Annotated in this window: 12 protein-coding genes; 9 read left to right on the forward strand and 3 right to left on the reverse strand. The window is 61.2% G+C overall.

What is annotated here, in order from left to right; translation table 11 throughout:
* Positions 1-181: 181 nt before the first annotated feature.
* Positions 182-514 carry a phasin family protein gene (locus J2887_RS08820; RefSeq protein ID WP_227175603.1) on the reverse strand — a complete coding sequence of 111 codons (333 nt, stop codon included), beginning with the start codon at positions 512-514 and terminating at the stop codon, positions 182-184.
* A 267-nt stretch (positions 515-781) separates the two neighbouring features.
* Here J2887_RS08820 and J2887_RS08825 point away from each other — a divergent pair, with 267 nt between their 5' ends.
* The 9 genes from J2887_RS08825 to J2887_RS08865 all read left to right on the forward strand — a co-directional run bounded on the left by J2887_RS08825 (position 782) and on the right by J2887_RS08865 (position 11,176).
* Entirely contained in the window at positions 782-1,105 is a 324-nt protein-coding gene (locus J2887_RS08825) for a TraR/DksA family transcriptional regulator (RefSeq protein ID WP_227175604.1), read from the forward strand.
* Positions 1,106-1,133: 28 nt separating this feature from the next.
* The gene (locus J2887_RS08830) at positions 1,134-1,847 is read left to right on the forward strand and encodes an ABC transporter ATP-binding protein (protein ID WP_227175606.1); all 714 of its coding nucleotides are present in this window, start codon (positions 1,134-1,136) and stop codon (positions 1,845-1,847) included.
* 4 nt (positions 1,848-1,851) lie between these two features.
* On the forward strand, positions 1,852-4,215 hold the full coding sequence (locus tag J2887_RS08835; protein WP_227175607.1) for an ABC transporter permease: 2,364 nt from the start codon (positions 1,852-1,854) through the stop codon (positions 4,213-4,215).
* A 45-nt stretch (positions 4,216-4,260) separates the two neighbouring features.
* Positions 4,261-5,457, forward strand: coding sequence for an efflux RND transporter periplasmic adaptor subunit (locus J2887_RS08840; RefSeq protein ID WP_227175609.1), 1,197 nt, complete (start codon positions 4,261-4,263; stop codon positions 5,455-5,457).
* A 16-nt stretch (positions 5,458-5,473) separates the two neighbouring features.
* A complete protein-coding gene (locus J2887_RS08845) occupies positions 5,474-6,121 on the forward strand; it encodes a DUF2238 domain-containing protein (protein ID WP_227176090.1) in 648 nt (215 codons plus the stop codon).
* A 331-nt stretch (positions 6,122-6,452) separates the two neighbouring features.
* Positions 6,453-7,253, forward strand: coding sequence for a C39 family peptidase (locus tag J2887_RS08850; protein WP_227175610.1), 801 nt, complete (start codon positions 6,453-6,455; stop codon positions 7,251-7,253).
* Between the two features lie 62 nt (positions 7,254-7,315).
* Positions 7,316-8,326: a transporter gene (locus J2887_RS08855; protein WP_227175612.1), complete on the forward strand. Its 1,011-nt coding sequence runs from the start codon at positions 7,316-7,318 to the stop codon at positions 8,324-8,326.
* A gap of 38 nt (positions 8,327-8,364) precedes the next feature.
* Positions 8,365-9,990 carry an OmpP1/FadL family transporter gene (locus tag J2887_RS08860; protein WP_227175614.1) on the forward strand — a complete coding sequence of 542 codons (1,626 nt, stop codon included), beginning with the start codon at positions 8,365-8,367 and terminating at the stop codon, positions 9,988-9,990.
* Between the two features lie 34 nt (positions 9,991-10,024).
* Entirely contained in the window at positions 10,025-11,176 is a 1,152-nt protein-coding gene (locus J2887_RS08865; RefSeq protein WP_227175616.1) for a MalM family protein, read from the forward strand.
* Here the strand turns inward: J2887_RS08865 and J2887_RS08870 are convergent, their stop codons facing one another.
* Both J2887_RS08870 and J2887_RS08875 read right to left on the reverse strand, forming a co-directional pair.
* Positions 11,177-12,217, reverse strand: a complete 1,041-nt coding sequence (locus J2887_RS08870) for a polysaccharide deacetylase family protein (protein ID WP_227175617.1) — start codon at positions 12,215-12,217, stop codon at positions 11,177-11,179.
* Between the two features lie 9 nt (positions 12,218-12,226).
* Positions 12,227-12,871 carry a DNA-J related domain-containing protein gene (locus tag J2887_RS08875; RefSeq protein WP_227175620.1) on the reverse strand — a complete coding sequence of 215 codons (645 nt, stop codon included), beginning with the start codon at positions 12,869-12,871 and terminating at the stop codon, positions 12,227-12,229.
* Positions 12,872-12,877 lie beyond the last annotated feature (6 nt).

A 12,877-nucleotide genomic window follows, 5' to 3' on the forward strand; every position in this document is an offset into this window, starting at 1 on the left:
GAGACAGTGCAACGACGCTATTCGGGTTGTCAGTGGCTCCCGAAGGGCTTGTCTCTGAGGGCTCTGAGCCTGTGTTGCCACTGTTTGATGTGGAACCACCACATCGGCACAGCGGCGCCTTGGTCAGAACCCTCAGAGACAAGCAGTAAGTTAACGAATTAACCAGTCGGGACACTGGGTGCTACCGGTTTTCCAGCTCCAGAATGTCGTGAAGCTGCTGGCGGGTGGTGTTGAAGTACTCCTGCCAGGCTTCCCAGTCGTCATTGAACTGCTCGCTCATGGCCTTGAACGCCTCCGCCTGCTCCTGCGAGAACGCCTTGTAGTCTTCAAGGTCTTGGATTTCAGAGACCTTGCGGGCGTGCTCTACGGCGGCATCCGCGTAACGGCGGAATACCAGCACCTGCAGTTCAGTGGCCTTGGTGAACTGTTCAAACAGCGTTTCATTAAACAGTGTGGCCCGCTCAACCAACTGGCGGGATTTTTCCTGGACACTGTCGATCAAATCATTATCCATGGTCGTTATGCTCCAATACCCTGTCAGAAAGGGAGACGTGGGAGACGGCTGTTGTTGTGTGTGACACGATCGGAGCTTTGCTGATAACTCCTTCACTGTGAAAGCCATTGTTGCGCACGCTGATTAGCCACGCTTTGACGGGCATCAATCCCGGGGCGGGCATATGCTTGTTAAAACGTTACTGTCCTTTAATCAGGGGCATCGTAATGACGCGCCGATCCGCATGACGGGTTCGCGGCCAATCAGATCAATTGTGGGAGAGACGCTATGACCGACCGCAAAACGGAACTGCAAACCCTGAAGGCCGACCTGCAGGCACGCCTGCGGCGGCTGCAGGCCCACCAGCGTCGGGAAGACGGCGCCATTAACCGGGATTTCGAAGAGCAGGCGGTAGAGACCCAGAACGACGAAGTGGTCGACGGCCTGGAGCAGGAATCCCGCCTGGAGTTGTCCCAGGTCGAGCATGCCCTGGAACGGATCGACGCCGGCGAGGGGGATGACTGTGAGCGCTGTGGCAACCCGATTGATCCCCGCCGGCTGCAGATACTTCCTTACACCACCTTGTGTGTAAAATGCGCTGAACAGGTCTGAGACTGTCGCATTCAGATAAGGAAAGGGGATGTCCGAGGGATCGGCGGTATTTTCCGCCCGTGGCGTAACCAAGGTCTACCAGCAGGGAGAGGTCGCCGTTCATGCCCTGCGCGGTGTGGACTTTGAACTCAATGCCGGCGAACTGGTGGTGATGCTGGGCGCTTCGGGGTCCGGTAAATCTACCCTGCTGAACATATTGGGTGGACTTGATGTCGCCACCAGCGGTGACGTCCGCTACGGCGAGCTGGTGTTGACCGGCGCCAGTGACCGCGAGCTGACCCGTTACCGTCGGGATTTCGTTGGTTTTGTGTTCCAGTTCTACAACCTCATTCCCAGCCTGACCGCCCGGGAAAACGTGGCCGCGGTCACTGAAATCGCCCGCCACCCGATGACACCGGAATCGGCCCTTGCTCTGGTCGGCCTGAGTGAACGACTGGACCACTTTCCCGCCCAGCTTTCCGGTGGCGAGCAGCAGCGGGTGGCGATAGCAAGAGCGATTGCCAAACGCCCGGATGTCCTGTTGTGTGATGAACCCACCGGGGCGCTGGATTCGGCCACCGGCACCCTGGTGCTGGAGGCGCTTGCCAAGGCCAACCGGGATACCGGTACGGCCACCGTGATCATCACCCACAACGCTGCCATTGCGGGGATGGCGGACCGGGTCCTGACCCTGTCGGACGGGCGGATCAGTGGTGAGTATCGCAACGACGAGCGCTGCGAACCGTCAGCGATCAGGTGGTGACGTCATGTCGGTGCTGCAGACAAAACTCAGGCGGGAGCTGTGGCAACTTCGTAGCCAGGCGCTGGCGATCGCGCTGGTGGTGGCCGGTGGTGTTGCGGTCTGTCTGATGGCCCTGGTCAATTATGGTTCCCTGATTGCCACCCAGCAGCAGTACTATCAGGATTATCGCTTTGGCGACGTGTTTGCCTCGCTGAAACGTGCCCCCGGCCATGTCGAGCGGGCGTTGGCGGCGCTTCCGGGTGTGGAAGAAGCGGCGACGCGAATTGAAGGTGGTGCCAAGCTTGCGGTGGACGGCATGAACGAGCCGATCACGGCCCGCATGATGTCGCTGCCTGAGGGTGGCCGGTCTGGCGTGAACGCCCTGCACCTGAGAGCCGGGCGGCTGCCCGATCCGGCGCGGGACAATGAGGTGGCGGTGCTGGCCGGGTTCGCTGAAACTCATCAGTTGGTGCCCGGCAGCTCACTGGAAGCGGTGATCAACGGACGCTGGCAGGTGCTGCGGGTGGTCGGGGTGGTGGAGTCGCCCGAGTTTGTCTACCTGATTCCGCCGGGCAGTCTGTTGCCGGACTACCAGCGCTACGGTGTGTTGTGGCTGTCTCGTCGTGCCATGGCCGCCGCAATGGATATGACCGGTGCCTTCAATAGTGTCGCCCTGCGCCTGGATGGCAGCCTCAGCCCGCAGCAGGTGATCGAAGCTGTCGACCGACTGCTGGCACGCTATGGCAGTACTGGCGCCTACGCCCGGGCGGATCACCCCTCCCATCGCTTTCTCACCGACGAACTGAACCAGCTCAAGACCATGGCTGTGGTGTTTCCGGTGATCTTCCTCTCGGTGGCCATGTTCCTGCTGCACGTGGTGGTAAGCCGGCTGATTGCCACCCAGCGGGATCTGATCGCGGTACTCAAGGCTTTTGGCTACAACAACCGGACCATCGCCTGGCACTACGGCCAGCTGGTACTGGTGATTGCCGCCCTGGGTGTGGCGATTGGTTGTGCGCTGGGAATCTGGCTGGGCCGGGGCATGGGGGAGCTGTATATGGAGTTCTACCGCTTCCCGTCACTGCTGTTTCGACTGGACCCCCGCTGGGTCATGGCGATTGCCGCTCTGGTTCTGGCTGTTACCTGGCTCGGCAGCTGGCGTACCATCGCCCGGGCTGCGCGCCTGCCGCCGGCTGAAGCCATGCGTCCGCCGGTACCGGAGCGATTCCAGCTGGGGGTTGTGGACCGCCTGCTGAACCTGGTGCGGCTGAGTCAGCCGTCGCGGATGATCCTGCGTCAGCTTACTCGCCATCCCGGCCGTACACTATTGGCGGTGCTCGGGGTGGCGATGGCCACGGCGGTGGTGATGGTGGGCAATTTTCAGTTTGACTCCGTCACCACCATGGTCCACAGCCAGTTCAGCCTGGCGCAGCGACAGGATGTCACCCTGAGCCTGACCGATCCGGTCAACGAGGCGGCGATCAACAGCCTGGTGCGGCAGCCGGGTATACGTTACGCCGAGGGTCGGCGGTCGGTTGCGGTAGAGCTGATCCACGGTCACCGGCGCTGGCGTACCGCGTTGTCCGGATTGCCGGAGGCGGCTCGCCTGCAACGGGTTCTGGATCGCCGCAGCCAACCGGTCAGCGTGCCACCGGGGGGCGTTCTGCTCACCGATTTTCTGGCAACAAAACTGGCGGTGGAGACCGGTGATGTCCTGGAGGTGGCGGTGCTGGATGGCCGTGGCCGGCAACTGACGGTGACGGTGGCCGGTATCACCAGCGAGTACCTCGGAGTGGGGGCCTATATGGCCTTACCGGCGATGAATCGCCTGCTGGGGGAAGGGCCGGTGGTGGATCAGGTGCCGCTGACCCTGGACCCGGAGCGGGCTGAAGACAGCTACCGGCTGTTCCGTACCATGCCGGGGGTTATGGCCACCAACCTGAGGCAGGCCGCCCTCGACAGCTTCAATGACACATTGGGCAAGACCTTCCTGACCTTCACCTTCTTCAATGGCGTCCTTGGCAGCATCATTGCGTTCGGGGTGATCTACAACACCCTGCGGATCTCACTGTCAGAGAAGAGCCGTGAGCTGGCAAGCCTGCGGGTGCTGGGGTACGGCCTGGGCGATGTCTCCCACATCCTGCTGGGGGAACTGGCGGTCATCATCCTGCTGGGCATTCCGCTGGGCTGGCTGCTGGGCAGCGGTCTGGCGCTGGCGATGGTGACAGCGCTGCAGACCGAGCTGTATCGTATTCCGCTGGTCATCTCCTCGCGCACTCTGGCGCTGGCGGCCCTGGTGGTGTTCCTGTCGGCGCTGGCCTCGGGCTGGATTGCCTGGCGCCGGTTGCACCGGCTGGATCTGGTCTCAGCACTGAAAACCCGGGAATAGCATGATGTGGATATGGGCCGGAACGGCCGTAAGAGGGAGTAAGCGATGAAATCAAAGGGCCGCTGGCTGTTCTGGAGTGCGCTGGCTGTGTTGTTGCTGTTGGCCATCTGGCTGGCCTCACGACCGGACCCGCGCTGGGTGGATCTGGTGGAAGCCAGCTCCGGGCCACTCCGTGTCACCATCGTGGAGGAGGGGCGGACGCGGGTGAAAGATCGCTATGTGGTGTCCTCCCCGGTCAACGGTTATCTGCACCGTATTGACCTGGATGTTGGCGATGCCCTGACCGCCGGACAGCCGCTGAGTTGGGTGGACCCGATGCCGGTCAGTGTTCTGGATGCCCGCAGCCGGGCCGAAGCCCAGGCGCGGGTCAAGGCCGCGGAAGCCTCGCTGGAGTCGGTGCGCCAGGAGGTGAGTGCGGCCCAGGCGGATGCCGAGCTGGCGGCCAGCGACTATCAGCGTCTGCTGTCGCTGACCGAGTCCCGCTTTGTCTCGGATGAGCAGTTGCAACAGGCACGTGCTGCCACTTCCCGGGCCCAGGCGGTGGTGCGTTCCGCGCGCTTCCGGCAGGAGGTTGCAGTGCACGAGCTGGCCGCCGCCAGAACCCGGCTTGATATCTCCGCAGGCGCGGCCCCGCAGGGAGAGGTTCTTCATCAGGTGGCGGTGCGGTCGCCGGTCAAAGGCGCGGTGTTGGGCCTGAAGCGGGAACACGAGGGCGTGGTGAACGCTGGTGATCCCCTGGTGGAGGTCGGCGACCCGGCGGCGTTGGAGGTGGTTGTCGAGGTGCTCAGCTTTGATGCGGTCAAACTGTCGCCGGGCATGGCGGTGGAGCTGACCGGGTGGGGCGGCGATGTGCTGGATGCCCGGGTGCACCGGGTGGAGCCAGTGGGCTTCGAGGAAGTTTCGGCACTTGGGGTGGAGGAGCGCCGGGTGCAGGTAATTGTCGACCTGGCTTCTCCAAGGCAGCTGTGGTCAGCGCTGGGGGATGGCTATCGGGTGGATGCCGAGTTCATCCTTTGGCACGGTGAAGACCAGCTTCAGGTGCCCGCATCGGCGGTGTTCCGTGTCGACGACGGTCAGGGGGTATTTGTGGTGAGTGATGGCATCGCCCGGCTGCGCCCGGTGCAGACCGGCCCGGGTAATGGCTTGATGACGGTGATCGAGCAGGGGCTGGCGTCCGGTGAGCGGGTGGTGCGTCATCCCGACCGTGACCTGAGCGAAGGAGATCCGGTCCGTGCCCGCTGAACAGCCTTCTGCCCGGATGCAGGCCTGGGCTGGCTGGCCGGTCTGGCTATGGAGCGGTGTGTTCCTGGCGGTTCTGGTCTGGTCCGGTATCAACCCCAAGGACACCCTGACCTGGGGCCTTGAGGTTGCACCCGCGGTGTTGGGGGCGTTGGTGCTGGCGGTCACCCGTCAGCGCTTTGCACTGACGCCGCTGGTCTACGTGCTCATTCTCATCCACTGTGTGGTGCTGATGGTCGGTGGCCACTACACCTACGCCGAGGTGCCGTTGTTTGATTTCATCCGTGACCAGTTTGAGCTATCCCGCAATCACTACGACAAACTGGGGCATTTCCTTCAGGGGTTCGTGCCGGCCCTGGTCGCACGTGAAATTCTGTTGCGACGGGCGGTGATCCCGTCATCCCGCTGGCGGGCGTTTTTTATTGTCTGCTTCTGCCTTGCCTTGAGTGCCTTCTATGAGTTGATCGAATGGTGGGTGGCGCTAATGAGCGACGAAGCGGCGGAGTCTTTCCTGGGTACTCAGGGTTATGTCTGGGACACTCAATCGGATATGGCGTTTGCCTTGGTCGGCGCAATACTGGCACTGCTGACGCTGGGTCGATGGCACAATCGTCAGCTCGATCGCCTGGGTACCTGTGGTAGGGTCCCTTCGACGTCTGATGCTTGATACGAGGCTCGCTAACTCATTGCCGGGAACAGCGATTCGGGCCATTACCGTAGGCCATGAACCAGTTCTCAGAATCCTTGCCGGCGGCCTCTTCTGCAGGGATAGATTTGAGGAACAGTTATCTTTAGCCCCTGTGTGATTCAGGTATCTTAGCGTAACAGGATGTAACGGCGGTTTGCCGGATTATTCAAACGACAATAGATTTCTTGTCGGCAAACCAACACCGCCGGTATTGTGGCTTTTTCCTGTCGGGGCGTGGTGCCGCGACCCATTGGTCATCGTGGAAGGTTGATGCGATGGCTGCATTTAACTGCGGGGTATTCTCTTAATCATGTTGCTGGTAATGGCAGGCTCCATCATGACCTTGGCAATGGTTCATGAGGCGACGGTTGTCGAGCCTCATGAGCGCGGGGTTGTGGTCATCGAACAGAACGTTGATCCCGGGCCGGTGGATCTTCGCACCGACGTGGTGGTGGAACCCCTGGTCGAGCAGCGTTACCGCAACATCGTCCGCCAGGCCTACGACTACAGCTGCGGCAGCGCCGCCCTCACCACGGTGCTGGCGTATTACCTGGGCCGCAACCTGAACGAGCGTCAGGTGATGGAGGGGTTGCTGCATTATGGCGAGAGTGAGCGCATCGTCGAGCGACGGGCGTTCTCCATGCTGGATATGAAACGCCTCGTTACCGCCCTTGGCTATCCTTCCGGTGGCTTTCGGGCCACCGTTGATGATCTTCTGGACCTCGACCACCCCGCCATCGTTCCCATTCACCACGCTGGTTTCAAGCACTTTGTGGTCCTACGGGCGATCAGGGACGGCCGTGTCTACCTGGCCGACCCTTCGGTGGGCAACATTTCCTTTACCCTGGCCCAGTTTGAAGAGAAGTGGGATGACAATGTTCTGTTCATTGTTTTCCCGGGAAGCGAAAAACCCTTTGATTCCCTGGAGTTAAAAGAAGAAGATCTACGTTTTGTTGATGACCAGACAATGACGCTGTTGGCGAGACAGCAGATACCGGCGTTCCATGAAGCGACCGAAAGACGCATCCAGAATCTCCTGGAGCGACAGAAGAACAATCCGGACGGCAGTGTGGAGAACACCCGCAAACAGCTGCACTACCGTCGCAATTAATTCGGCCCGCCCAGCTTTGGCGGGCACCAGAGCACACTATAAGTAAAAAATAGGGAGCTGGGATGAATCGTTGGTTCGTGCGAGGATGTATCCTGTGGTCAGTGGCCGGGCTGGTGCCTGCCATGGCCGCGGCACAGGAGGAGAACGTGGACCGGGCCAGGGAGGCCCTGGCGCAACAGGCAGGCGATGAGGACGCATCCCAGCAACTGGAGGAGGTGTTCCAGGCGGCGGAAAAGAACTACTCCCTGCAGAAACAGGGCAGTCATTCCCTCAACTACTCGCTGGACTATTCCTACACCGGTGACCAGCGGCTCGATATCGAGATTTCCGACGGCTCGGTACGCAACCTGGATATTGTCCCCTCCGCAACCCACAGTTTTACCAATGCGTTCAGCTACGATTTTGGCCTGCTGGACAATCTGACTGTCGGCGCCCGGGTTCCCCTGGTGGTGAAGTACGATACCCAGGATGAACTGAGTGCCTACGATCTTGGTGATGTTTCTTTTACCGCTCGCTGGCAACCATTGGCCTATGTTCCTGGCAAGGTGTCGATCACCATGTTCGGAACCTTCTCCAGCAAGACCGGCGTCAGCCCCTACGAAATCGATATTGACGACCAGTTGTCCACGGGCAGTGGCTATTACACCTTCTCTGGCGGCGCCAGCTTGTCGAAAGTGCTGGACCCGGTGGTGGTGTTCGGCTCCACCAGCCTGTCCTACAACATGACCGCTTCCGGCCTGAACCAGGTTCGCGGTGCTCGGTTGCTGGAGGAGGTAGACCCGGGCTTTGGTCTGTCCGGCTCCGCCGGTTTTGCCTACTCCCTGTCTTACGATATCTCCCTGAGCGTGTCCGCGCAGGTCAGCTATTCCGATGAAACCCAGCTTTTCTTCAGTGACGGCTCGCAGGCGGTGGCCCAGGACCAGGTGACCGGCTTCCTGAGCATGTCGCTGGGGACCCGGGTGAGCGATACCACCATCGTTAACACCAGCCTGGGAATTGGCCTGACAGAAGACGCGCCGGATTTCTCTCTGGGGATTTCCCTGCCCATTAACATCGCTGGCCTCAAGGACTGATTGACGCCACTGACGTGACACGGGAAGGGAAGGATTTCATGGCAATGTTGAGCCGCAACAAACGAATTCTCGGGATGATGGTCGCCTCGGCGCTGTCCTGCGGCGCCCAGGCGCAGATGGCCCAGAACCTGACCATTCACCCGAAGGCGTTGGCGCTGGGCAACGCGGTCACCGCCGATCCGCCAGGGGTGATGGCGATTCACTACAACCCCGCGGGCCTCGCCAAGCTGGATGATCGTCAGCTGGAAGTGAACCTGATGGCGATCTATCTGGACATTGATGCCGATTTCATCGCGCCGGAAGGCTATGAAATCTTCGGTATCGATGGCCTGGAAACCGACCCGCTGACGGGTAAACAGCGGGACCCGGTCGCCAACAGCCACAGCCACACCAACAACGTCGCGCTGTACGTGCCTGGCTACGGCATCCTCAGAATGCCTCCAGGACCTGCGATGGCGCCCTCGGCGGGCATAAGTATCAAGCCACCGGGCTCCAAGCTGACCTTCGGTAATGCCTTCTATCTGCCTATGGCCGCCGGTTTCTATCGTGATGGCGACGATCCGGCACGCTACCAGCCCCGGGCAACAGCACTGCAACGAACCACCTACCTGTCGCCGACCGTGGCGTACGAGATCAACGATGACTGGGCGGTCGGCCTGGGTATCCACCTCTCTCACATGGGGATCGCCGCTGACCAGAACATGCGGGCTCCCAATATGTTGCTGGGGGTAGCGGAGATTCTGCAGGACGCCTTCAGCTGTGAGACCGGCGACGAACCGCTGCAGCCGTGGATTGCGCTGTGTGGTGGTAACGTCGGCCCCTGGGACGACATCGGCGCGCTTAACATCAACGTGCAGGAAACTCTGTCGCCGACCTACGCCGTGGGGGTGACCTGGGAGCCGAGGGACTGGTTCAGCTGGGGGGCGAGTTACACCTCGGAAGCGGACATGAATCTCAAGGGGACCTTTGAGATTGAGTACACCGAAAACTGGGTCGGATTCTGGCAGCGACTCAACAGTTCGGTGTTGGGGGCGATTACCTCGGCAATTCTCAGTCTGCCTTCCGGGGCGCCGAGAGAGGCGGGGAACGTGTCCATGGATCTGGTCTATCCCCAGCACTTCCAGACCGGTATCAGCTTCGATGTGCATCCCAAACTGACACTGAACGTGGACGTTGGCTGGACGGACTACAAACAGTGGGATGCGTTCGAGTTCCGCTTCGACCGTAACCTGGAATTCCTCAACGCGGCGCGGATACTGTCACCGGAGAACGCCACACCCAGCAGCCTGCGGTTGCCCCTGGGGTTCAAGGATCAGTGGAACTGGGCATTCGGGGTGGAATACCACGCCTCCTCACGACTGGACCTGCGCGCTGGGGTGGAAATCCGGGATTCGGTGATTCCCGATGACCAGCGTCAGGTTATGGCGCCCTTTGGTGGTGCCAACCTCTACAGCGTGGGTATGGGCTACCGTTGGGATAAAGACACCGAAATTGATATGAACCTCAGCTATCTCCATTCGGTAGAGAGCATTCCGGCGGATTCCAGTTGCAACCTGAACTGTGACAACATAACCAACATCATTTACAACCCGTATGCCGGTCTCGACGTCAAGACCTCCCTCCGGGTGGTGATGGCCGGTCTGAGCTTCCGAACCAAGTTCTGAGCCGCCCGGGGTGCCAACGCAAGGGCAATTCGCCATGAAGTCTGCATGTTCCATTCGGCTGGCTGTCCGTGCCAGCCTGCTGGCAGCCGTTTCCGCGCTGCTGGCCGGATGCCAGGGTGCCGCGCCCCAGGGAGACGGGGAGCGCTACTTTACCTGGGTGGATGAGCAGGGGCGGGTGCGTCAGAGCCCGATCCGGGATGAGCGCGATGCGGCGCCCATCGAGACCCTGGCCGCCCAGTCGGCCAGCGAAGGTGAGCAACCAGCACAGCCTGGCGGTCAGCAACCTGAACGCCGTTTGTCCGACAGCGCTTCCTCACAACCGGCGGATCAGAATGTCGGGCCGGGCATGACGCCGGGCTCTGGTACCGACGTCAGTTCGGGTGCTGCCGTGTCTGCAGATGCCAAAGACGGTGAGTACACCCTGGACAACTACCCTGATGGCGATGAGCTGGCAAAACGGGGATTCGTCAGAGAAGGGGAGTCTGGCCCCTATTTCACATGGCGTGATGCTGAGGGCAATCTGCGGGTCAGTCACTATCAGCCGGATACCCGTGAACTGACGGCGACAGCAGCCGATCGGGCGCCCCAGTGGACACCGGCAACGGTGATTCGTTCTGATCGCAACCCTGAAACCGCCCAGGCCAATCCGGAAGCGCTTGCGGTTCTCGGACTGGCGCCATCATCCATTGATCCTCTGACCGCCTGGGCACAAGCCTGCTGCCAGGATCTGGACCAGAGCCAGTCGGTGGCGTGGCAGCCAGACCGTGAATTCCGGGTGGTGATTGACCAGGATGGACCAAGCCACGGGTTCGTGTCTGGCGATAGCCATTACCGCCTGGTTCAGTTACCGGAGTTGCCGGGGCGAAGTGGTTATGGACTGCGGTTGCGATCCTTTGCCATGGATGGTCTGTACGTGCCCTCCATGGCGTTTCTGGACCGGGACCTCCGGCCGTTGCGGGTGATGACCGATCTGGTGGCGGAGTATGTGCCGGAGACCTGGTATCGGCATGGCTACCTGGAGATTCGGGTACCCGTTGCGGCTGCCGCCGATGAGCGCTGGCTGCTGATCTACGACCGCCCCGAGGACCGGGACGGGCAGACCGTCACCGAGACCAAACGCGGCCCCAAAGCGATACCCCATCAGGGAACCGGAACCCTCAGCCTGCAGCGCATTGACCCTTTCTGATCAGTCCTCGGGACGGGTCAGATCCAGCCAGGGCTGGGACAGCCAGAAGAAGCGACCGTTGCCCGCCGGGTAGGTGCAGTTGTAACGAAAGCGCCGGCTGGTAAACGGCTCTGCTGCCTGTATGCGGACGTCGCTGGCGGTCTGTTCGACAGCAATCCGTCCCTGTCCCGAGGCGAAACAGCCAAGGCGATTGGCGTCAAAGGCATCTGGCAGCGCCAGCGCCAGCGTTGGTGGGTTACTCTCCACCACGCCGTCCGGAAGCTCGGCATGATCAAGCGGAAAGGCGCGGCTGTGCAGCTTGTCGGGTAGCGCGTCTGGCTGGCCGTAACGGTTGGCCATGGGGAAGCGCGGCAAACGGGTGCGCCCCGAGCCCTCGCCAATCGCCCCGGAATGCTGCCCGTAGGCCAGCCAGTCTCGCGTTTCCAGCAGTTCCTCCAGCTCGGCACTGAACTCGCCATAAGGGTAGGCGAACAGGGGCACCGTTTGCCCCAGTTCCTGCTCCAGCGTCCGCTGGGCGGTATCCAGGCTGTGATCCACCCGCTGACGCCAAGTCGTGTGGCTTTCCTGCGGGCGCCGAACCAGGTGGCCGTGATCGTGGCTGTGATTCGCCAGGGTAACCCCCGGTTGCCGGGCCAGCTCTGCGAGCTCTGGCCAGCTCAGGTGCCCACTTGCGCCAACCGCCTCGGTGTTTATGAAAATCGTGAACGGCCACTGTCGTTGCTGCAGTAGCGGTACGGCAACGTCCAGCACTGAGCGGTAGGCGTCATCGAAGGTAATTGCCACCTGCTGGGTCTCGTTGAGCTCTCCCGCCAGTGCTGCCCGGGTTCCCGCTTCCAGCTCCACTACCTCCAGGCCCGCGTTGGCAATGGTCTGCAACTGGGATTCAAATAGCTCGGGTGTGGTGCTGGTGGCCGCCGGTGTGGTGGCGCTGATGTGATGGTACTGCAGCACTGTCAGGTCGGCCGAACTGACCTGGGTAACCAGTGCCAGAATCAGTGCGGTTGGCCAGCGCCACGGATGTGACTTTCGCGTTAGTTGCATGCTGTCGGCTTACCTGCTGTCTCGGAAGTGGGTTTTGAAGACCGCAAAGGCATGATTGAGTTCCTGTACCCGCTCAACGTTGCCGCCACGATCCGGGTGGGCCTTCATAACCTCGCGACGAAAACGCTGCTTGACCGGTGGTAGCTCGGTGGGTACCGCTTCGAACCCCAGAACCTCGGCGGCCATCCGCAGTTCGTCATGCGCCGGCGAGGCCTGGCTTTGGCCCGACCAGAACGCGTCCATCATCTGATAGACCGCATCGTCCGAGACCAGGCAGTGGTTCAGGTCGAGGTAGTAGCTTCGCAACGTATCGCCATGGTCTGGCAGCCCCTGGCCGCCCACCACATCGGTCGGCTGCAGCCGAATGGACAGAGGAGAGATGTCGAGCTTCCAGCCCTGGGGAGACAGCTCGTCCCGTAGTCGGTACAGCGAATGAAACAACAGAAAATGAACGGGAAACAGGCGGGCCGGGTCGCTGTAGTCGACATCGCCAATCAGGTTCCAGGGGCGCGCCTGCAGAGTACGGATCAGCGTTAGCTCGGAATGCCCACTTGGGGACTGGCGCAGAATGGTCTCCAGTGCCACCAGCAGGTGCTGGACCTGGTACTGCAAAGGCTCCAGCTGTTCCTGCTCAAGTGTTGATCGGGTTTGCAAGGATTC

The organism is Marinobacter sp. CA1, from assembly GCF_020546665.1.
GTDB lineage: Bacteria > Pseudomonadota > Gammaproteobacteria > Pseudomonadales > Oleiphilaceae > Marinobacter > Marinobacter xestospongiae.

What these genes read in the sequence shown, in the direction of transcription:
- J2887_RS08820 (WP_227175603.1), bottom strand. Translation starts at nt 514, where the DNA reads ATGGATAATGATTTGATCGACAGTGTCCAGGAAAAATCCCGCCAGTTG.
- J2887_RS08825 (WP_227175604.1), top strand. Translation starts at nt 782, where the DNA reads ATGACCGACCGCAAAACGGAACTGCAAACCCTGAAGGCCGACCTGCAG.
- J2887_RS08830 (WP_227175606.1), top strand. Translation starts at nt 1,134, where the DNA reads ATGTCCGAGGGATCGGCGGTATTTTCCGCCCGTGGCGTAACCAAGGTC.
- J2887_RS08835 (WP_227175607.1), top strand. Translation starts at nt 1,852, where the DNA reads ATGTCGGTGCTGCAGACAAAACTCAGGCGGGAGCTGTGGCAACTTCGT.
- J2887_RS08840 (WP_227175609.1), top strand. Translation starts at nt 4,261, where the DNA reads ATGAAATCAAAGGGCCGCTGGCTGTTCTGGAGTGCGCTGGCTGTGTTG.
- J2887_RS08845 (WP_227176090.1), top strand. Translation starts at nt 5,474, where the DNA reads ATGCAGGCCTGGGCTGGCTGGCCGGTCTGGCTATGGAGCGGTGTGTTC.
- J2887_RS08850 (WP_227175610.1), top strand. Translation starts at nt 6,453, where the DNA reads ATGTTGCTGGTAATGGCAGGCTCCATCATGACCTTGGCAATGGTTCAT.
- J2887_RS08855 (WP_227175612.1), top strand. Translation starts at nt 7,316, where the DNA reads ATGAATCGTTGGTTCGTGCGAGGATGTATCCTGTGGTCAGTGGCCGGG.
- J2887_RS08860 (WP_227175614.1), top strand. Translation starts at nt 8,365, where the DNA reads ATGGCAATGTTGAGCCGCAACAAACGAATTCTCGGGATGATGGTCGCC.
- J2887_RS08865 (WP_227175616.1), top strand. Translation starts at nt 10,025, where the DNA reads ATGAAGTCTGCATGTTCCATTCGGCTGGCTGTCCGTGCCAGCCTGCTG.
- J2887_RS08870 (WP_227175617.1), bottom strand. Translation starts at nt 12,217, where the DNA reads ATGCAACTAACGCGAAAGTCACATCCGTGGCGCTGGCCAACCGCACTG.